The sequence below is a fragment of the Nocardioides sp. S-1144 genome (assembly GCF_005954645.2).
In the GTDB taxonomy this organism is placed as follows: domain Bacteria; phylum Actinomycetota; class Actinomycetes; order Propionibacteriales; family Nocardioidaceae; genus Nocardioides; species Nocardioides dongxiaopingii.
Map to the genome: position 1 here is coordinate 1,122,665 of NZ_CP040695.2, position 19,667 is coordinate 1,142,331.

16 protein-coding genes and 1 riboswitch are annotated in these 19,667 nt (G+C 74.3%); of the genes, 13 read left to right on the forward strand and 3 right to left on the reverse strand.

Going from position 1 to position 19,667, the window contains the following annotated elements; genetic code table 11:
* Positions 1 to 13: 13 nt before the first annotated feature.
* The 3 genes from wrbA to FE634_RS05400 form a co-directional block, all read right to left on the reverse strand.
* Entirely contained in the window at positions 14 to 607 is a 594-nt protein-coding gene (gene wrbA / locus FE634_RS05390; protein ID WP_137295641.1) for an NAD(P)H:quinone oxidoreductase, read from the reverse strand.
* Positions 608 to 735: 128 nt separating this feature from the next.
* Positions 736 to 1,443, reverse strand: coding sequence for an FAD-binding oxidoreductase (locus FE634_RS05395; protein ID WP_187366832.1), 708 nt, complete (start codon positions 1,441 to 1,443; stop codon positions 736 to 738).
* The gene (locus FE634_RS05400) at positions 1,440 to 2,066 is read right to left on the reverse strand and encodes a sulfite oxidase-like oxidoreductase (RefSeq protein ID WP_138875302.1); all 627 of its coding nucleotides are present in this window, start codon (positions 2,064 to 2,066) and stop codon (positions 1,440 to 1,442) included. The genes FE634_RS05395 and FE634_RS05400 overlap by 4 nt, the downstream gene beginning before the upstream one ends.
* 41 nt (positions 2,067 to 2,107) lie before the next feature.
* On the opposite strand from FE634_RS05400, the gene gatC reads away from it, so the two are divergent.
* From gatC to FE634_RS05465, 13 genes are all read left to right on the forward strand, one after another.
* Positions 2,108 to 2,407, forward strand: coding sequence for an Asp-tRNA(Asn)/Glu-tRNA(Gln) amidotransferase subunit GatC (gatC, locus tag FE634_RS05405; RefSeq protein WP_137295643.1), 300 nt, complete (start codon positions 2,108 to 2,110; stop codon positions 2,405 to 2,407).
* Positions 2,408 to 2,427: 20 nt separating this feature from the next.
* Positions 2,428 to 3,909, forward strand: a complete 1,482-nt coding sequence (gene gatA / locus FE634_RS05410; RefSeq protein WP_137295650.1) for an Asp-tRNA(Asn)/Glu-tRNA(Gln) amidotransferase subunit GatA — start codon at positions 2,428 to 2,430, stop codon at positions 3,907 to 3,909.
* On the forward strand, positions 3,909 to 5,402 hold the full coding sequence (gene gatB, locus FE634_RS05415) for an Asp-tRNA(Asn)/Glu-tRNA(Gln) amidotransferase subunit GatB (RefSeq protein ID WP_148240403.1): 1,494 nt from the start codon (positions 3,909 to 3,911) through the stop codon (positions 5,400 to 5,402). The genes gatA and gatB overlap by 1 nt, the downstream gene beginning before the upstream one ends.
* A gap of 77 nt (positions 5,403 to 5,479) precedes the next feature.
* Positions 5,480 to 5,600: riboswitch (cobalamin riboswitch) on the forward strand.
* Between the two features lie 69 nt (positions 5,601 to 5,669).
* Positions 5,670 to 7,265: a prenyltransferase/squalene oxidase repeat-containing protein gene (locus FE634_RS05420; protein WP_138875303.1), complete on the forward strand. Its 1,596-nt coding sequence runs from the start codon at positions 5,670 to 5,672 to the stop codon at positions 7,263 to 7,265.
* A gap of 2 nt (positions 7,266 to 7,267) precedes the next feature.
* Positions 7,268 to 8,254, forward strand: a complete 987-nt coding sequence (locus FE634_RS05425; protein WP_187366833.1) for a PT domain-containing protein — start codon at positions 7,268 to 7,270, stop codon at positions 8,252 to 8,254.
* A 19-nt stretch (positions 8,255 to 8,273) separates the two neighbouring features.
* Positions 8,274 to 9,344 carry an energy-coupling factor transporter transmembrane component T gene (locus FE634_RS05430; RefSeq protein WP_138875304.1) on the forward strand — a complete coding sequence of 357 codons (1,071 nt, stop codon included), beginning with the start codon at positions 8,274 to 8,276 and terminating at the stop codon, positions 9,342 to 9,344.
* Positions 9,341 to 10,930, forward strand: coding sequence for an ABC transporter ATP-binding protein (locus FE634_RS05435; RefSeq protein WP_187366834.1), 1,590 nt, complete (start codon positions 9,341 to 9,343; stop codon positions 10,928 to 10,930). Before FE634_RS05430 ends, FE634_RS05435 begins: the two co-directional genes overlap by 4 nt.
* Complete coding sequence (locus tag FE634_RS05440; protein ID WP_246060969.1) at positions 10,927 to 11,775, forward strand: ECF transporter S component; 849 nt, start codon at positions 10,927 to 10,929, stop codon at positions 11,773 to 11,775. The genes FE634_RS05435 and FE634_RS05440 overlap by 4 nt, the downstream gene beginning before the upstream one ends.
* 234 nt (positions 11,776 to 12,009) lie before the next feature.
* Entirely contained in the window at positions 12,010 to 13,035 is a 1,026-nt protein-coding gene (gene pstC / locus FE634_RS05445; RefSeq protein ID WP_246060970.1) for a phosphate ABC transporter permease subunit PstC, read from the forward strand.
* Complete coding sequence (gene pstA / locus FE634_RS05450; protein WP_148240404.1) at positions 13,035 to 14,252, forward strand: phosphate ABC transporter permease PstA; 1,218 nt, start codon at positions 13,035 to 13,037, stop codon at positions 14,250 to 14,252. Before pstC ends, pstA begins: the two co-directional genes overlap by 1 nt.
* On the forward strand, positions 14,249 to 15,988 hold the full coding sequence (locus FE634_RS05455) for a phosphate ABC transporter substrate-binding protein PstS (RefSeq protein WP_148240405.1): 1,740 nt from the start codon (positions 14,249 to 14,251) through the stop codon (positions 15,986 to 15,988). Before pstA ends, FE634_RS05455 begins: the two co-directional genes overlap by 4 nt.
* On the forward strand, positions 15,985 to 18,618 hold the full coding sequence (locus tag FE634_RS05460; RefSeq protein ID WP_148240406.1) for a hypothetical protein: 2,634 nt from the start codon (positions 15,985 to 15,987) through the stop codon (positions 18,616 to 18,618). Before FE634_RS05455 ends, FE634_RS05460 begins: the two co-directional genes overlap by 4 nt.
* A 2-nt stretch (positions 18,619 to 18,620) precedes the next feature.
* Positions 18,621 to 19,574, forward strand: a complete 954-nt coding sequence (locus tag FE634_RS05465; protein WP_138875307.1) for a sortase domain-containing protein — start codon at positions 18,621 to 18,623, stop codon at positions 19,572 to 19,574.
* Positions 19,575 to 19,667: the final 93 nt, after the last annotated feature.

Consider the following 19,667-nt stretch of genomic DNA (forward strand, 5'->3'; position numbering starts at 1 on the left):
CCCCTCGTTCGCGTCAGGCGGAGAGCTTGCCGGCCACCGTCAGCACCCGGGTGACCAGGTGGTCGAGGGCGGCGTTGTCGGTGTCGTCGAGCTCGGAGCCGTTGCCGGTGACCTTGCCGACGCCGTACGGGTTGCCGTCGGCGAACTTCACCGGGTCGGTGTAGCCGGGCGGCACGATGATGCCGCCGAAGTGGGCGAACGTCGTGTTGAGCGCCTCGAGGGTCGTCTCCTGCCCACCGTGCAGCGTCTGGCTGGAGGTGAAGCCGGCGTAGACCTTGTCGGCGAGCTTGCCCTGGCCCCACAGCGGGCCCAGGGTGTCGATGAACGACTGGAGCTGGCTGGTGATGTGGCCGTAGCGCGTGCCGGAGCCGAAGATGACGGCGTCGGCCCAGTCGAGGTCGTCGGGCGAGGCGACCGGCTCGCCCTCCATCTCGGCGACGTGGGCGGCCCAGGCCTCCTGGCTCTGCACCGCCTCGTCGGGGGCGGTCTCCCGCACGTGCCGCCGGCGGACCTCAGCGCCCTGCGCCTCGGCGGTCGCGGCGAGTCGGTTGGCCATCGCGTGCGCGGTGCCCATGCCGGAGTAGTAGATGATCGCGAGTTTCGTCATGCCGGAGGAACCTCCATCGTCGGAACGGTCGGTTGACAGTTCAACCACCCACTGTAGGCAGCCCTGGGCCGCGCCCGCTCACCCCGCCGGAGACGATCGGCGCCCGGAGGCCCGACGGTGGCGCGGGCTCAGCCCGTGGCGCCGAACTGCTCGACCCGCACCTCCGAGGCGCGCATCCCGGCCTCGCCCAGCACCCGCTGGGCGAACGAGGCGAACCCCACCGACCCGCACACGTAGGCCCGCTCGGCCGGCGTCGGGAGGTCGACGAGGTCGCGGACCTCCTCGGGGTAGGGCGGCGCGGCGACCCGGCTGCCCAGGTTCTCCCGGGTGAGGGCGACGAAGGCGCCCGCGGCGATCAGCTCCTCGGCGTAGGGGAGCTCCTCGAGGGTGCGGCCGACCGCGACGACGCGCAGCCGGTCGGCGATGCCGAGCCGGCGGGCGTGCCGCAGCATCGAGACGAGGGGGACGACGCCGGCGCCACCACCGATCGCCACCGCGGTGACGTCGCCGGTCCAGGTGAACCAGCCGCCGATCGGGCCGCGCACCTCCAGCACGTCGCCGACCTCGGCGACGTCGTGCAGGTGGGCCGACACCTCGCCGTCGGGCAGGCACTCGACCATCAGCTCGACGAGCGGGTCGGTGGGGTCGGACGCGGTCGAGTACGACCGCTGGGCGGTGTAGTCGTCGGAGGCCCGCAGCCGCACGACGTAGTGCTGGCCCGGCAGGTGCTCCTGGCGCCCGTCGACGTCGAGGCGCAGCCGGACCAGGCGGGTGCCGTCGCGCTCGACGGCGGCGATCCGGGCCGTCGTCCAGCGCGTCTCCACCGCGGCCGTCACGGGTCGCCCTGGTAGCGCTGCTCCAGCCACGGGTCGCCGCGGTCGTGGTAGCCGTTCTGCTCCCAGAACCCCGGCCGGTCGCTCGCCATCAGCTCGAGCCGGGTGACCCACTTGGCCGACTTCCAGAAGTACAGGTGCGGCACGAGCAGGCGCACGGGGCCGCCGTGGTCGGTGCTGAGCGGCCTGCCGTCGAAGTCCCACACCACCCACGCCCGGCCGCCGGTGACGTCGGCGAGCGGCAGGTTGGTCGTGTAACCCGTGGTCGAGTGCGCCATCACGTAGGCCGCCTCGGGCAGCGGCCCGGCCGCCTCGAGCAGGGTGTCGACGCTGACACCGGTGAAGGTGGTGTCGAACTTGCTCCACGTGGTGACGCAGTGGATGTCGCCGCGGTACGACGACCCCGGGAGGTCGTGGATCTCGCGCCACGACCACGACCGCGGGGTCTCCACGAGCCCGTCGACGCGCATCGACCAGCGCTCCACGTCGACGTCCGGCGTCGCCTCGGCGGTGAGGGACGGCCAGTCGCTGCCGGTGTCGTACTGGCCGGGTGGCAGGCGCTCGGCCCGCTGCTGGTCGGCGGCGGCGCCGCGGCGCTTGCCGGTGAAGCCACGGGTGACAGGCATGCGGCCCATTCTGCCTCCGACCCCGGCACTAGGCTGACCCCATGCCTGAGATCACTCGTGACGAGGTCGCCCACCTGGCGACGCTCGCCCGGATCGACCTGGACGACGCGGAGCTCGACCACCTCGCGCCCCAGCTGTCGGTCATCCTCGAGTCGGTGGCCTCGATCGCCGGTGCCGCCGGCGACGACGTCCCCGCCACGTCGCACCCGCTGCCGCTGACCAACGTCTTCCGCGACGACGTCGTCGTCCCGGGCCTGAGTGCCGAGCAGGCGCTGTCGGGGGCCCCGGCGCAGGAGCAGCAGCGCTTCGCCGTCCCGCGGATCCTCGGGGACGAGCAGTGATCCGCGGGAGTGCCGCCTCGATGGCGGCGGCCCTGGCCGACGGCACGACCACCTCGGTCGCGCTCACCCAGGCCCACCTCGACCGGATCGCCGCGGTCGACGGGGCCGTCCACGCCTTCCTGCACGTCGACGCCGAGGGCGCGCTCGCCGCGGCCGCGCGCTCCGACGAGCGCCGGGCCGAGGGCGCGACCGCCTCCCCGCTCGACGGCGTCCCGATCGCCGTCAAGGACGTCCTGGCCACCGAGGGCCTGCCGACCACGTGCGGGTCGCGGATCCTCGAGGGGTGGATCCCGCCCTACGACGCCACGGTGGTCACCCGCCTGCGCGCGGCGGGCCTGCCGATCCTCGGCAAGACCAACATGGACGAGTTCGCGATGGGCTCCTCCACCGAGCACTCGGCCTACGGCCCGACCCACAACCCGTGGGACCTCGACCGGATCCCCGGCGGCTCCGGCGGCGGCTCGGCCGCGGCCGTCGCCGCCTTCGAGGCGCCGCTGGCCCTCGGCACCGACACCGGCGGCTCGATCCGCCAGCCCGGCGCGGTCACCGGCACGGTCGGCGTGAAGCCGACCTACGGCGGCGTCTCGCGCTACGGCCTGGTCGCGATGGCCAACTCCCTCGACCAGGTCGGGCCGGTGACCCGCACGGTCATGGACGCCGCGCTGCTCCACGAGCTGATCGGCGGGCACGACCCGCGCGACTCGACCTCGGTCGACCAGCCGCTGCCCGACCTCGTCGGTGCCGCCCGGCGCGGCGCCGAGGGCGACATGTCCGGCGTCCGCGTCGGCGTGATCCGCGAGCTCACCGGCGAGGGGTACCAGGACGGCGTCCTGGCCCGCTTCGAGGAGGCCGCCGACGTGCTGGTCGCCGCCGGCGCCGAGCTGGTGGAGGTCTCCTGCCCCAGCTTCGTGCACGCCCTCGCGACCTACTACCTGATCATGCCGTGCGAGGCCTCCAGCAACCTCGCCAAGTTCGACGCCATGCGCTACGGCCTGCGGGTGCTGCCCGAGGGCGTCGACTCGCCCTCGGCCGAGGACGTCATGCGCGCCACCCGCGACGCCGGCTTCGGCGACGAGGTCAAGCGCCGCATCATCCTGGGCACCTACGCGTTGTCCAGCGGCTACTACGACGCCTACTACGGCAAGGCTCAGAAGGTGCGCACCCTGATCCAGCGCGACTTCGCCGCCGCCTTCGAGCAGGTCGACGTGCTGATCTCGCCGACCTCGCCGACCACGGCGTTCAAGCTGGGCGAGAAGCTCGACGACCCGCTGGCGATGTACCTCAACGACCTCGCCACCATCCCCGCCAACCTGGCCGGCGTGCCCGGCATCTCGGTCCCGAGCGGCCTGGCCGACGGCCTGCCCGCCGGGATCCAGGTGCTCGCGCCCGCCCTCGCCGACGACCGCCTCTACCGGGTCGGCGCCGCCCTCGAGGCGGAGCTGACCGGACGGTGGGGCGGTCCGCTGCTCGACCGGGCCCCGGCCCTGGAAGGAACCCCCTGATGGCTGACGCCCTGGTCGACCTCGACGACGTCCTCGCGGCCTACGACCCCGCCATCGGGCTCGAGGTCCACGTCGAGCTCAACACCGCCACCAAGATGTTCTGCGGCTGCCCCGCCGTCTTCGGCGGCGAGCCCAACACGCAGGTCTGCCCGACCTGCCTGGGCCTGCCCGGCGCGATGCCCGTGGTCAACGGCAAGGCCGTCGAGTCGGCGATCCGGATCGGCCTCGCGCTGAACTGCGACATCGCCGAGTGGTGCCGGTTCGCCCGGAAGAACTACTTCTACCCCGACATGCCGAAGAACTTCCAGACCTCCCAGTACGACGAGCCGATCGCGTTCGACGGGTGGATGGACGTCGACCTCGACGGGGAGACCTTCCGCGTCGAGATCGAGCGCGCCCACATGGAGGAGGACACCGGCAAGTCGCTGCACATGGGCGGCGCGACGGGCCGGATCCACGGCGCCGACTACTCCCTGGTCGACTACAACCGCGCCGGCATCCCGCTCATCGAGATCGTCACCCGCCCGATCATGGGCGCCGGCGAGCGGGCGCCGGAGATCGCGCGCGCCTACGTCTCGCAGCTGCGCGACCTGATCGTCGCGCTCGGCGTCTCCGAGGCCCGGATGGACCAGGGCAACCTGCGCGCCGACGTCAACCTCTCGCTGGCGCCGAAGGGCACCGGCACCCTCGGCACCCGCACCGAGACCAAGAACGTCAACTCGTTCCGGTCCGTCGAGCGCGCCGTCCGCCACGAGATGCGGCGCCACGCCGCCGTCCTCGACGGTGGGGGGTCGATCCTCCAGGAGACCCGGCACTGGCACGAGGACACCGGCGTCACCACGTCGGGCCGCGAGAAGTCCGACGCCGAGGACTACCGTTACTTCCCCGAGCCCGACCTCGTGCCGGTCGCCCCGTCGCGGGAGTGGGTCGACGAGCTGCGCGGCACCCTGCCCGAGAACCCCGTCGCACGCCGGGCCCGGCTCCAGGCCGACTGGGGCTACACCGACCTCGAGATGCGCGACGTCGTCGCCTCCGGGGCGCTCGTCGTCATCGAGGAGACCGTCGCCGCGGGCGCCTCGGCCCAGGCGGCCCGCAAGTGGTGGCTGGCCGAGCTCGGGCGCCGGGCCAACGACGCCGGCGTCGAGCTGACCGAGGTCGGGGTCACGCCGGCCCAGGTGGCCGCCGTCCAGGCCCTCGTCGACGCGCGGACGATCAACGACAAGCTCGCCCGCCAGGTCTTCGACGGCCTGATCGCCGGCGAGGGCACGCCGGAGGAGATCGTCGCGCAGCGCGGCCTGGCCGTGGTGTCCGACGACGGCGCCCTCGGTGCCGCCGTCGACGCGGCGATCGCCGCGAACCCCGACGTCGCCGCCAAGATCCGCGACGGCAAGCACGCCGCCGCCGGTGCACTGATCGGCGCGGTGATGAAGGAGATGCGCGGCCAGGCCGACGCCGCCCGGGTGCGCGAGCTGGTGCTGGAGAAGCTGGCCTGACCGAGGCGGCTGAGCCGCTGCGGTGTGACGATCGCGATACCGGCGCTGCAGCACCTGGGCGATACGCTGCGCGGACACATCAAAGTCACGCCCGTGGTGGGGAAAGCCGGTCCGAGTCCGGCGCTGACCCGCAACCGTAGGTGGACCCGAGCGATCGGGTCCGCGAGCCGGAACACCCGCCCGGGGCGTCCTCACCATTCGCTGTCGTGGAAAGCAGTGGGGTGCGTCCTCGGACGGTCCCCGCTGAGCTGCAGCGGGAAGGAACCCATGTCCAGCAAGATCGTGCGCGGCGCAGCCGTGCTCGCGGGCTCCACCCTGGCTCTCTCCCTGAGCCTCTCGGTGCCGAGCGCCCAGGCCGACGTCGTGCCGGCCCCGGCCGGCGCCGACCCCGGCCCGGCGGCGGGCGCCGCGGCGTTCCTCGCCGCCCAGCCCGGGGCCGACGGCATCATCAAGACCTTCTACGAGTTCCCCCCGGGCACCTTCGACAGCTACGTCGACTACGGCCTCACCGTCGACGCCGGCTACGCGCTGGACGCCGTCGGCGGCCAGGGCCCCGCCCTCACCGCGATGACCGACGCCCTCCAGGCCGGCATCGGCAGCTACGCCACCAGCGGCGGCGCCCGGGCCAAGCTCTCGTCGTTCCTGCTCTCCCAGGGGCGCACCGGCGCCGCCGTGGACGCCCTCGTCGACGACCTCGAGGACGACATCGCGACCTCCGCCCCGCTCACCGGGCGCCTGGTCGACCCCGACCCGAACGACTACAACACGCCGCTGACGCAGGCCTACGCCGTCTCGGCGCTGCACGACGCCGGCTCGTCGCTGGCCGCCCCGGCGCTCGACTTCGCGCTGGCCCAGCAGTGCGCCGAGGGCTTCTTCCGGTCCTCGTTCGCGGACAAGTCCGCGGCCGACCAGAGCTGCGACGCGAACCCGAGCGCCTCGGGCAGCGTCGACACGACCGCGCTGACCGTCCTCATGCTCCAGGACCAGAAGTCCGCGCCCGCCGTCCAGGCCAGCATCACCGAGGCGCTGGACTGGCTGGAGGACCACCAGGCTCCCGACGGGTCCTTCTCCAGCGGCAACGCCAACGCCACCGGCCTCGCCGGCTGGGCGCTCGGCGTCTCGGGTCGCACCGCGCCGGCGCAGCAGGCCGCCGGCTGGCTGCGCGCCCACCAGCTCGTCAACGCCGGGTCGTGCGCGCCGTACGCCGCCGCGACCAACGGCGCGGTCGTCCTCGACGACCTCGGTCTGCTCAACGCCTCCTCCGGCCCGCTGGACCAGGTCGACAACAGCGTCGCGACCCGGGCCACGACCCAGGCGCTGCCGGCCCTGCTGTGGGCGGCCGGTGGCCGCAAGGCCGGCGCCTCCACGCTGACCGGCACGACGTCCTACGTCGCCGACAAGAGCAAGCAGACCGTGACGATCCAGGGCGCGCCCGGCAACACCCTGTGCGTCAAGCCCGGCGGCAAGGCCGCCCAGCGCGTCGTGCTCGGGGCCGACGGCCGCGCCTCGGTCGCGGTGACCCTCCCGCAGGGCACCCGGAGGACCGTCGTCTCGTCGGTCGACGCCGCTGGCCGCACCGCCACCACGACCTTCCGCGCCCTCGGCGCGACCCAGCTCAGGGTCGACGCCCCCAAGAACGTCAAGCGCGGCGCCAGGGCCGGCGTCAAGGTCACCAAGCTCGCCGCCGGCGAGAAGGTGAAGGTCTCCTTCCGGGGCAAGGTCGTCGCACGGGGCACCGCCAACGCGCGCGGCGTCTTCCGCACCAAGATCGTCGCCAAGGGCAAGCCCGGCAAGGTCCGGGTCAAGGTCGTCGGGCAGCTCGCCGACCGCAGGGGCTCGACGGCGATCCTCGTCAAGCGCTGACCGTGGTCCTCCGCTCGCTCACCCGGCTCGCCGCCGCGGTCGTCGCGACCGCGGCGGCGGGCCTGGTCCTGCCCCTGGCCGGCCCGGCCGCCCCCGCGGCGGCCGCCACCTGCACCAGCAGCGGCGGCGTCACCGTCGTCGTCGACTTCAACGAGCTCGGGGGAGGGGTCCAGGGCAGCTGCGTCGCCGGCGGTGCCGGCAAGGCGGCGTCCTCGCTCTTCCCGAGCGCGGGATTCACGCTCACCCCCGTGACCGGCAACCCGGGGTTCTTCGTGTGCCGGGTCTCCGGACTTCCCCAGGGCTCGGAGGAGGCCTGCAACGAGACCCCGCCGGACACCGCGTACTGGGCCCTGTGGTGGTCCGACGGCACCAGCGGCCGGTGGACCTACGCCAACTACGGCGCCAACGGCCTCAAGGTGCCCGACGGCGCCTGGGTCGGTTTCTCGTGGAAGGAGGGCACCGGCTCGGCCGACGCCCCCGGCGTCTCCCCGCGCACGCCGGCGCCCCCGGCGCCCACCTCGCAGCCGTCCAGCCAGCCGTCGAGCCAGCCCTCCAGCCAGCCGTCGAGCCAGCCGTCGAACCAGCCGTCCGGGCAGCCCTCCGACCAGGGACCGGGCGGCGGTGGCGGCGGTAGCGGCGGCGGGAGCGGCGGCGGCACCGACCCGTCGGCCGACCCCACGGCCGACCCCTCGACGCCGGCACCCGACGCGACGACCGCCCCCGGCACGGAGGCACCGACCACACCCGCCACGACGTCGCCCGGCGCGTCGCCGTCCGGAACACCGACGGAGGGCGCCACGACCCCCGGCCCGACCGCCTCCGACACCCTGCCCCCGGCCTCGACGGTGACGGAGCCGACGGAACCGGTCGCCGCGCCGTCCGAGGACGGCGGCCTGCCCGGCTGGGTCGCACCCGGCGTCATCGTGCTGCTCTTCGCGGGGGCCGGCGTCGCGCTGGTCGTCCGGCGGCGGGGCACACCGGCACCATGACCACCCCCCTCACCACCCCGTGACGGCGCTGCCGCGCGACCTGCACCCCGTGGCCTGGTGGCTGTGGGCGATCGGTCTCGCGACGGCGGCGTCCCTGACCACCAACCCCTGGGTGCTGCTCATGATCGTCGGCGTCGTCGCGGTGGTGGTGACGCTGCGCCGCACCGACCACCCGTGGGCCAGGTCGTTCCGGTTCTACGTGTGGCTCGGCGTCGCGGCGGTCGTGCTGCGCGTGCTGTGGCGCGTCGTCCTCGGCGGCGGCTACCCCGGCGAGGTGGTGCTCGACCTGCCCGAGGTGCCGCTGCCCGACTTCGTGCTCGGCATCACCCTGCTCGGCCCGGTCACGGGCGAGGCGCTGCTGGCCGGTCTCTACGAGGGCCTGCGGCTCGCGACGCTGGTGATCTGCGTCGGGGCCGCCAACTCCCTGGCCAACCCCAAGCGCCTGCTGCGCAGCCTGCCGCCGGCGCTCTACGAGATCGGGACCGCACTGGTGGTCGCGGTGACGGTGCTGCCGCAGTTCACCCAGAGCATCCAGCGGGTGCGGGCCGCGCAGGCGCTGCGCGCGGGTGACACCGGGCGGGTCCGGCGCCTGCGGCGGTTCCTGGTGCCGGTCCTCGAGGACACCTTCGACCGGTCGCTGGCGCTCGCCGCCGGGATGGACACCCGTGGCTACGGCCGCTCCGGCACCGCCTCGCCGGGGGAGCGGCGCACCACCGGCGCGCTGCTGCTCGGCGGGCTCTGCGGCGTCGCGGTCGGCGTCTACGCCCTGCTCGACCAGACCGCCCCGCGGCTGCTGGCCGGTCCCATGCTGGCGCTCGGGGCCGCCGTCGCGATCGCCGGGCTGGTCAGCGCCGGACGCCGGGTCGAGCGCACCCGCTACCGCCCCGACCGCTGGCAGGGCCCCGAGCTGGCCGTGGTCGCGGTCGGGCTCGGCGTCGCCGTCCTCGGCTGGTGGGTCAGCCACCACCAGCTGCTCGTCGCCTACCCGGCCCTCGGCAGCGCGCCCGAGGTCAGCCTCACCGCGCTCGCCGCCGCGCTCCTGGGCCTGGCCGCCGTCGCCGTCACCCCGCCCCCGGCGGTGACCCGGTGACCGACCTCCTCTCGCTGCGCGCGATCACCTTCGGCTACGAGGCCGGTGCGCCGATCCTCGACGACGTGCACCTCGACGTCGACGAGGGCGAGCTGCTGCTCGTCTCGGGGCCGACCGGCGTCGGCAAGTCGACGCTGCTCGGCGTCGTGACGGGGCTCGTCCCGCGCTTCAGCGGGGGAGTGCTGCGCGGGGACCTGCTGCTCGACGGCACCAGCATCATCGACACCCCGCCGCGCGAGCGGGCCCACGCCATCGGCTACGTCGGCCAGGACCCCGTCGCGGGGTTCGTGACCGACAGCGCCGAGGAGGAGCTCGCCTACGGGATGGAGCAGCTCGGGCTCCCGCCGGAGACGATGCGCCGCCGCGTCGAGGAGACCCTCGACCTCCTCGGCATCGCGCACCTGCGCCGCCGCGACCTGCACACCCTGTCCGGTGGGGAGCAGCAGCGCGTCGCCATCGGCTCGGTGCTCACCATGCACCCCCGGCTGCTGGTGCTCGACGAGCCCACCTCCGCGCTCGACCCCACCGCCGCCGAGGAGGTGCTGGCCACGATCACCCGGCTGGTCCACGACCTCGGCGTCTCGGTGCTGCTCGCCGAGCACCGCCTCGAGCGGGTGGTGCCGTTCGCCGACCGGATGGTCCTGCTCACCGGCGCCGGACGGGTCGACGTCGGCGCGCCGGCCGACCTGCTGGCCACCTCGCCGGTCGTGCCCCCGATCGTCGCGCTGGGCCGCGCGGCCGGCTGGTCGCCGCTGCCGCTGAGCGTCCGCGAGGCCCGCCGTCCGGCCCGCGCGCTGGTGCTCACCCCGCCCGCCGAGGTGCCCCCGCCCGCCCCCGACCCGCTGCTCACCGCGAGCGGCGTGGGGGTGAGCGTCGGCGGCACGGTCGCCCTGCGCGGCGCCGACCTCACCCTGGACGCCGGCCGCGTGACCGCCCTCATGGGCCGCAACGGCGCCGGCAAGTCCACCCTGCTCTGGACCCTCCAGGGCACCCGCAAGCGGCAGGCCGGCCGGGTCCGGGTGGGTCGCGAGGACGCCGCCGCCGACCCGGCCGCGCTCGACGCCGCCGGGCGCCGCGGCCTGGTCGGGCTGCTGCCGCAGACGGCGTCGGACCTGCTCTACCTCGAGACGGTCGCCGAGGAGTGCGCCGCCGGGGGAGCGGGCGCCCGGGCGATCCTCGACCGGCTCGCGCCCGGCATCGACGACGAGCACCACCCGCGCGACCTGTCCGAGGGCCAGCGCCTGGCCCTCGCCCTCGCGCTGGTGCTCGCGCCCGAGCCGCGCGTCGTCCTGCTCGACGAGCCGACCCGCGGCCTCGACTACGCCGCCAAGGGCGAGCTCGCCCGGATCCTGCGCGACCTCGCCGGCCGCGGGCACGCCGTCCTGGTGGCGACGCACGACGTCGAGTTCACCGCGATCGCCGCCGACGACGTCGTCGTGCTGGCCGAGGGCGAGGTCGTCTCGGCCGGCCCGACCCGGCGCGTGGTGGCCGAGTCGCCGGCCTTCGCCCCCCAGGTGATGAAGGTCCTCGGCAGCCCGTGGCTGCGCGTCGACGAGGTCGTGGCCGCGATGGGGACGCGACCGTGAGCGCCGCCGAGAAGATCGCCCTCGACCCCCGGGCCCTCCCGCTCGGCGGGCGCACCCGGGTGACCCTGGCGCTCGCCTCCCTCGTCGGGCTGATGATGCTCTGCTGGCCGCTCCTGGTGCGGGTCGCGCCGGGCTCGGAGTCGCGGATCGACCCGCCGTTCCTGTTCCTCGTGCTGCTGCCGGTGGTGATCGCCGTCGTGCTCGCGGAGATGAGCGAGGGCGGGATGGACTCCCGGGTGCTCGCCGTCCTGGGGGTGCTCGCCGCCATCAACGCGCTGATGCGGGTGCTCTCGGCGGGCACCGCCGGCGTCGAGCTGGTCTTCTTCCTGCTGATCCTGTCCGGGCGGGTCTTCGGCGCCGGGTTCGGCTTCGTGCTCGGCGTGACGTCGCTGTTCGCCTCCGCGCTGATGACCGCCGGCGTGGGTCCGTGGCTGCCCTTCCAGATGCTGTGCGCCGCGTGGGTCGGGATGGGGGCCGGGCTGCTGCCGCGCCGGGTGCTCGGTCGGGAGGTCCGGGGACGCGGGGAGATCGCGGTGCTGGCCGTCTACGGCGTCGTCGCGGCCTACCTCTTCGGTGCCCTGATGAATCTCTCGAGCTGGCCGTTCCTCCTCGGGGTGGCCGTGCCCGGACACGAGGGCAACCTCTCCTTCGACCCGGCGGCCGGCGTCCTGGAGAACCTGCGGACCTTCGGCGTCTACACGCTGATCACCTCCACCGGCAGCTTCGACACCGGTCGCGCCATCACCACCGCGGTGGCCGTCGTCGTCCTCGGCCCGGCGGTGCTGGCGACCCTGCGGCGGGCCTCGCGGCGGGCGATCGTGCAGCAGGTCCAGACCGCTCCCTGACCCCTCGGGCGGGTCACCTGGCCCGGTCGGGCCAGGCGGGATGGTCACTCCGGGCCAGGCTCCTCCCCAGGGTCCGGCCTTGTTGGTCGAGGGCGGCCGTGCTGTTCGTCCGTCGTTCACGGGCGACGCCCTCGGCGTTACCCCGGCCTCCCGAGACTGCTCGCGGCTCGCCGGGTGGACCCCGCGCGGACCAGTCAGCAGACCTTTCTCCACCGAGCGGGGACAGCAACACAGGTGACGACCACACTGCCCGACCTCGACCGCACCGAGCGGTCCGAGGCCGACGACCAGCCGCGCCGGCTCTCGCGGCGCAGCACCGGCGCGGACGCCGCGTTCGTCTGGAGCGTGCGCGTCGTCGGCGCCTCGGTGCTCGTCATCACCGGCGGGGTGGCGATCTTCCTCGGCGCCCAGCTGAAGCCGACCCTGGACCGCTACGGCCTCGCCTTCTTCACCACCCAGGAGTGGTCGCCCGACACCGACGTCGTCGGGATCGCCGCGGTGATGGTGGGCTCGATCGCGATCGGCCTCACCGCGATGGCGATGGCCTTCCCGCTGGCGGTGCTGATGGCGCTCTACGTCAGCGAGTACGCGCCGGCCCGGCTGCGCAGCACGCTGGTCTCGGTGATCGACCTGATGGCGGCCGTGCCGTCGATCGTCTACGGCCTGTGGGCCAAGGACCTGATCATGCCGCACTCCTCGGCACTGGCCCGCTGGATGCACCAGCACCTCGGGTGGATCCCGCTGTTCGACGTCCCCGGCACCGACCCGAGCGCTCCGATCCCCGACGCCACGCGCTACATCTCCTCCTCGTTCTGCGCCTCGATCGCGGTCGCGATGATGGTGATGCCGATGGCGTGCGCCGTCATGCGGCAGGTCTTCTCCCAGACCCCCCAGGGCGAGAAGGAGGCGGCGCTGGCCCTCGGCGCCACGAAGTGGGGCGTCGTCACCAACGTCGTGCTGCCCTTCGGGCGCGGCGGCATGATCGGCGGGACGATGCTCGGCCTGGGCCGCGCGCTCGGCGAGACGATCGCGGTGCTGCTCATCATCTCGCCGGCCTTCGACATCAAGTGGAGCCTGACGGAGGTCGGGTCGAGCAGCGTGAGCGCCCTCATCGCGGGCCGGTTCAGCGACGCCTCCGACGCCCAGCTCTCCGCCCTCCTCGCCGCCGGGTTCGCCCTCTTCCTGCTCACCCTGGCCGTCAACACCGTCGCCGCGCTGATCGTGAACCGGAGTCGTTCCGGCGAGGGGGTGGACGCCTGATGACGCTCGTCGTCCACACCCCGCCCACCACCGGTCCGGCCGCCCCGGCCGCCCCGGCCGGTCCGGCCGACCCGGCGCCGCGGACCCACCTCCCGTCGCACGACGCCGACGCACCGCCCCGCGCGCCGCGGGCCGGCCTCGGGCGGAGGTCGCCCGACGAGCTGTTCGTCCGGTTCGGCGCGTGGTTCTCGGCGCTGGGCCTGGCGTGGCTGATCACCCAGCGCCTCCTGCCCCTCGCGGGCATCCCCTGGTTCGTCGTCGTCTGGTTCGTCGCGGGCGTCGTCGTCACCGCCGTCGCGACGGCGATGACCGGGACGTCGGTCGACGTCAAGGACCGGGTCGCCGCGGTCCTCGTGCACGCCGCGATGGTCGTGGTGCTCGGTGCCCTGGTGAGCGTCGTGGTGTTCATCGTGCTGCAGGGCTGGCGCCCGCTGACCAACGCCAACTTCTTCCTCGACGACATGAGCGGGGTGGGTCCGCGCGACCCGTTCGACAAGGGCGGCGTCGGCCACGCGATCGCGGGCTCGCTCGTGCAGGTCGGGATCGCCGTCGCGATCACGCTGCCGCTCGGCATCGGCACCGCCGTCTTCATGACCGAGGTCGGGGGGCGCTTCGCGCGCATCGTCCGGACCGTCGTGGAGGCGATGACCGCGCTGCCCTCGATCGTGGCGGGGCTGTTCATCTACACGGTCTGGATCATCGCCCTGGGCCAGGAGCGCTCGGGGCTGGCCGCCGGCCTGGCCATCTCGGTGATGATGCTGCCGATCATCGCCCGGGCCGCCGACGTCGTGCTCCGGGTCGTCCCCGGCGGGCTGCGCGAGGCGAGCCTCGCGCTCGGCGCGAGCCGCTGGCGCACGGTGTGGCACGTGGTGCTGCCGACCGCGCGCCCCGGCCTGGCCACCGCACTGATCCTCGGCGTCGCCCGCGGGATCGGCGAGACCAGCCCGGTGCTGCTCACCTCGGGATCGGCGGCCTTCTACAACGCCGACCCGGCCCACGGCTCGATGACCTCGTTGCCGCTGTTCATCTTCGACAGCGTCCGCAGCGGCGACAACGCCCTGATGCAGCGCGGCTACGGCGCCGCCCTGGCCCTGCTGCTCCTCGTCCTCGTCCTCTTCGTCGTGGCGCGCCTCCTCGCGCGGCCCCGCGGCAACCGTCCGACCTTGCGCAGCCGCCTGCGCCGGTCCCCCTCCTCGCGCACCCGGAAGGCCTCATGAACGCCCACCTCCACCGCCGGCGGGCCACCGCGCTCGTGCTGGCCGCGGTCGCGCTGCTCGCCGCGGCCGTCCCGTCGGTCGCCGACGACACCCGCGACCCCGCACCCCGGGCGGCGGCCGGCGCGGGGCCGTCGGCCCCGGCGGCACCCACGTCCGGGCGGGCGGCGTACGCGACTATCGAGGGCACCGGCTCGACGTGGTCGAAGATCATGGTCGACCAGTGGATCGCCGACGTCGACTCCAGCGGCATCCGCGTCGTCTACTCCGGCGGTGGCTCGACGAAGGGCCGCCGCGACTTCGCCCTCAACACCAACGACTTCGCCATCTCCGAGATCCCCTTCCAGGGCACCGACGAGGACGGCAACGCCGACACGAGCAACGGACGCGAGTTCGCCTACCTGCCGATCGTGGCCGGCGGCACCGCGTTCACCTACCAGCTCAAGGTCGGCAACGAGCAGGTCAAGAACCTGCGGCTCTCGGGGGAGACGCTCGCCAAGATCTTCACCAACCAGATCACGACGTGGAACGACCCCGCGATCCAGGCCGACAACAACGGCCGCGGCTTCCCGGCGATCCCGATCACCCCGGTCGTCCGCTCCGACGGCTCCGGGACGACGGCGCAGCTCACCACCTGGCTCGACAAGGCCCACCCCTCGCTCTGGCGCCCGTACTTCGGCAAGTCCGGCCTCACGTCGTACTACCCGCGCAAGGGCCGGATGATCGGTCAGTCGGGCTCCGACCAGGTCATGTCGACGATCAAGGCGGCCACCGGCAACGGCACCATCGGCTACGTCGAGTACTCCTACCCGCGCGAGGCCGGCTACCCCGTGGTGAAGGTGCTCAACAAGGCCGGCTACTACGTCGAGCCGACCGAGTACAACACCGCCGTGGCGTTGACGAAGGCCCGGATCAACACCACCGACAAGAACAACCCGAGCACCTACCTCACCCAGATCCTCGACGGCGTCTACACCAACGCCGACCCGCGGGCCTACCCGATCTCGTCGTACTCCTACATGATCATCCCGACCGGTGCGGGCGACCGGCGGCTCGACTCGACCGCGAAGCGGCAGACCCTCGCCGACTTCATGTACTACTCCTTGTGCGGGGGGCAGGCCAAGGCCGGCGACTACGGCTACTCGCCGCTGCCGCTCAACCTGGTGCAGGCCGGCTTCGAGCAGCTCGCCAAGCTGAAGAAGGCCGACCCGGCCGTCGTGCTCGACAACCGCGACGTCACGACCTGCGCCAACCCGACCTTCGACGGCACGAACCCGAACAAGAACGTCCTCGCGGAGAAGGCGCCGATGCCCGCGGCCTGCGACCAGCAGGGGGCCGGGCCCTGCGGCACCGAGACCGGGACCGGCGAGCCCAGCACCGACGACCCCGCGGCCCCGAGCACCGACGGAGCCGGTAGCGGCGACGGCACGGGCACCGGTGGTGGCGGCGGTGCGCCGGCGCCCGGCGCGGGCCCGGGCGGCGCCACGCCGGACGCGCCCGGAGGCGGCGCCCCGGCACAGGTCGACCCCGAGACCGGGGCCGTCGTCGGCACCGCGGACGCCGGCGGCCCGACGACGGTGGACGAGATCTACGCGACCTCGACGCTCGTCGACGACCGCCCCACGGACGCCCGGACCTTCGGGTGGGTGGCCGTGGTCGAGCTGCTCGCCCTGGTGCTGGTGCCCGGCATCGTGGTCTCGGTGCTGCGTCGCCGCCGCCGCGAGGGGCAGGTCGCGTGATGGGCACCCCGACGCCCCGCTCCCGTCGCCGGCCGCTCGGTGCGCTCGGCGCGCTCGTCCTGGTGGCGCTCCTCCTGGCCGTGCCCAGCGGCGCCGCGGGCCGCTCGGCCCCCGCTGCCCCCGGTGCCCCCGGAGCGCCGGCCGCCGGCTACGAGAAGACCCGCACCCTCACCCGCACCTTCGTCGACGCCCAGGGCCAGCAGGTCGTCGACTCGACCTACGACGTCACCGTGACCGCCGACCAGACCACCGACCTGCGCGGTCGGCAACGGGTGGAGGTGTCGTGGAGCGGCGCCCGGCCCAGCGCGGGCCGCGCCAGCAACCCGTACGGCGTCGGCGGGCTCCAGCAGGAGTACCCGGTCGTCGTCCTCCAGTGCCGCGGGCGCGACGACGCGACCCTGCCCCCCGATCGGCAGCTGCGGCCCGAGACCTGCTGGACCTCGGCCTACGCCCAGCGCTCGCAGGTGCAGAAGTCGATCGCCGTCGAGTCGACCTGGACCAAGGACCTGTACGCCGACCCGGCCGACAAGCAGCGCGTGTCCGGCATGGAGCCGCTGCCCGACGCGACCGCGTGCCCGACCGCGGACACCGACGGCTTCGCGACCCACCTGACCGAGTTCGTGAGCGCCGCGGGCACGGTGTTCCCGGCGTGCGACGCCGAGCAGATGCCTCCGGAGGCCGCCGTCGGCGGTGCCTTCCCGCCCGCCGAGGTGGCGGCCTTCACCGACCTCGACGGCAACGGGTCGGTGCAGTTCGAGGTCCGCAGCAACGTCGAGAACGAGTCGCTCGGCTGCTCCCACGAGGTCGACTGCTCGATCGTCGTCCTCCCGATCGTCGGGCTCAGCTGCGACCAGGAGGCGGCCGAGCCGACCCGCCTGGACCGCGAGTGCCGCTCGTCCGGCGTCTTCGGGGCCGGGTCGAGCAACTTCACCAACCTCGGGGCCGCGCAGGCCGTCAGCCCGTCGCTGTGGTGGTCGGCGTCCAACTGGCGCCACCGGTTCACCATCCCGATCACCTTCGGCCTGCCGCCCAGCGTGTGCGACGTGCTCGACTCCCGCTCGCCGGTGGGCTTCTACGGCTCCGAGCTGCTCGCCCAGGCTGCGCTGCAGTGGGCCCCGGCGTACTGCCTGGACGAGGAGCGGTTCAAGTTCGAGCTCAACCAGATGTCGGACATCGCCGGCTTCAACCTCATGCAGGAGGGCCGGGCCCCGGCGGCGGTGGTCTCCTCCGAGCACGAGCGGACCGGCGGACCGGTCGGCTACGCGCCGACCGCGCTGACCGGCTTCGGCATCGGCTACGTCGTCGACCGGCCCGACAACGCCGGCGAGCTGACCGACCTCCGGCTGACCCCACGCCTGATCGCCAAGCTGCTCACCCAGAGCTACCTCGGCTCCGACCTCGGGCGCGGCCACCCCGGCATGACCGACAACTTGCTCGCGATCGTCGAGGACCCCGAGTTCCAGGCCCTCAACCGCGGCCTCAGCACCAACGCCCAGGAGGCGGCGGCCACCCTGCTCGCGCTCTCCGACGACTCCGACGTGATCCAGCAGCTCACCGAGTACATCGCCCAGGACCGCGCCGCGATGGCGTTCGTCCGGGGCCGGCCCGACGAGTCCGGCATGGTCGTCAACCCCAGCTACCGGGGCATCGAGCTGCCGCGCGCCGAGTGGCCGCTGCTCGACACCTACGTGCCGGAGACCCAGGACGTCTGCCGCACCGACAACCCGGCGGTCTACTTCAACCAGCTCGCCGCTCCCGTGACCCGGCTGCGGCAGGTGGCCGAGGCCGTCCTCGACGGGTGGCCGAACGTGCAGACCCGCTGCGAGCGCGACCCCGCGACCGGCAGGGACAAGACCGGCCGGGTCGACCAGCAGTCCTACGGCTCCCGGTTCATGCTCGGCATCGTCAGCCTCGGCGACGCCGCCCGCTACGGGCTGCGCGTCGCGCGGCTGCGGACCGCACCGGGCACCTTCGTCGCACCGACCGAGCGGGCGCTGGGCGCCGCGATCGGGATCTCCGAGCAGGCCGGGCCGCGCCGCCCGTTCGCGCTCGACCAGGCCGACGTCGTCCGCAACCGCCAGGCCTACCCCGGCACCATGGTCGTCTACACCGCCGCCAGGACCCGCGGTCTCGAGAAGGACGTCGCCGCCGACGTCGCCTCCTTCATCCGCATCGCGACGACCGAGGGACAACGGCAGGGGAGCGGGAACGGCCGGCTGCCGGGCGGCTTCGTGCCGATCCGGGCCACCGGGCCGACCGCCAAGCTGCTCGCCTCGGCCCGCGAGGTCGCCGACGCCGTCGAGGCCCAGACGCCGAGGCCGGCCGAGCCGACCGAGGAGCCGGACGTCGACGACGGCGGCGGCGGTGGGACGCAGCCGCCGGGGGTCACCCCCACCGAGGACGACCTGACGCCGCCGTCGGACCCCGTGCCGAGCGCGGCACCGACGACCACCGCGCCGGAGGTGGTCGCCGAGGTCGACGACGAGGTGGTGCCGACCGCGGCCACGGCCTCGGAGTCGTCGGGGCTGGCCGGCGCGCTCTTCCCGGTGCTGCTCGGGGTGGGCCTGCTCGCCCTGGTGGGCACCGTCGGGTCGCGCTTCTTCGTGCGGCCGCCGCGGAGCCTCTCGTGACGGTGACCAGCGACCAGCCGGCGGGCCCGGTGCCCGTCGAGGAGCCCGTCGACGCGGCGGCCGCGCCCGCGGCGGGCGCTCCGGGCCGTGCGCCGAGGGCGCCGCGGCCGGCCCGGCCGCCCGCCGAGGGCGCGCACGCCGTCGTCCAGACCACCCTGGTGATGGTCGCGATCGTCTGCCTCTGGACCTGCGCCCAGGTGCTCGTGCTCAGCGGGATCTCCCAGGACCGGGAGCAGAGCCTGCTCCACGACCGGTTCCGCACCCAGCTGGCCGACCTGACCGCGCCGATCGGCCCCGTCGTGCCCGCGGGCGACCCGGTCGCGCTGCTCAGCGTCCCCGCCATCGGGCTCGAGGAGGTCGTCGTCGAGGGCACCGCCTCCGGCGACCTCCGGGCCGGGCCCGGACACCGGCGCGACACGGTGCTCCCGGGGCAGGTCGGCGTCTCGCAGGTCTACGGCCGCGCCGGCACCTACGGCGGCCCGTTCCAGCGCCTCACCTCCCTGCAGGTCGGTGACACCGTCGGCCTCGTCACCGCCCAGGGCGAGCGCACCCTGCGGGTCATCGGCGTCCGGTACGACGGCGACCCGCTCCCGCAGCCGCCGGGCGACGGCGTCGCGCGGCTGACCCTCGTCTCCGCGGTCGGCGAGGGCCGGCTCTCGGCCCTGACCCCCGACACCACTGTCTACGTCGACGCCGAGACGACCGACGGCGCGCCTGCGCCGGGCGGGCGTCCCGTCGTCCTGCCGGAGTCGGAGCGGGCGATGGCCACCGACGGCGCCGCCCTGCCCCTGCTCGCCCTCTGGCTCGCCCTCCTGCTGGCGCTGACGCTCGGGGTCGTCGCCGCCCGACAACGCTGGTCGGCCGCCCTGGTCTGGGTGCTCGCGAGTCCGCTCGCGCTCGCCCTGGCCTGGATGACCACGGACACGCTCGTGCGTCTCCTGCCGAACCTGGTCTAACCGGCCAGCGTCGCTCCACCCGCACGACCAGCACCACCGCACCACCACTCCCGCACCACCCCACGCAGCACCATCTCTGAGGAGCTCACTCGT

Excerpts from the sequence above, each read along its gene's own strand:
- gatA (WP_137295650.1), top strand. The coding sequence starts at position 2,428 with ATGGCGGCGGCCCTGGCCGACGGCACGACCACCTCGGTCGCGCTCACC.
- gatC (WP_137295643.1), top strand. The coding sequence starts at position 2,108 with ATGCCTGAGATCACTCGTGACGAGGTCGCCCACCTGGCGACGCTCGCC.
- wrbA (WP_137295641.1), bottom strand. The coding sequence starts at position 607 with ATGACGAAACTCGCGATCATCTACTACTCCGGCATGGGCACCGCGCAC.
- FE634_RS05420 (WP_138875303.1), top strand. The coding sequence starts at position 5,670 with ATGTCCAGCAAGATCGTGCGCGGCGCAGCCGTGCTCGCGGGCTCCACC.
- pstA (WP_148240404.1), top strand. The coding sequence starts at position 13,035 with ATGACGCTCGTCGTCCACACCCCGCCCACCACCGGTCCGGCCGCCCCG.
- gatB (WP_148240403.1), top strand. The coding sequence starts at position 3,909 with ATGGCTGACGCCCTGGTCGACCTCGACGACGTCCTCGCGGCCTACGAC.
- FE634_RS05455 (WP_148240405.1), top strand. The coding sequence starts at position 14,249 with ATGAACGCCCACCTCCACCGCCGGCGGGCCACCGCGCTCGTGCTGGCC.
- FE634_RS05400 (WP_138875302.1), bottom strand. The coding sequence starts at position 2,066 with ATGCCTGTCACCCGTGGCTTCACCGGCAAGCGCCGCGGCGCCGCCGCC.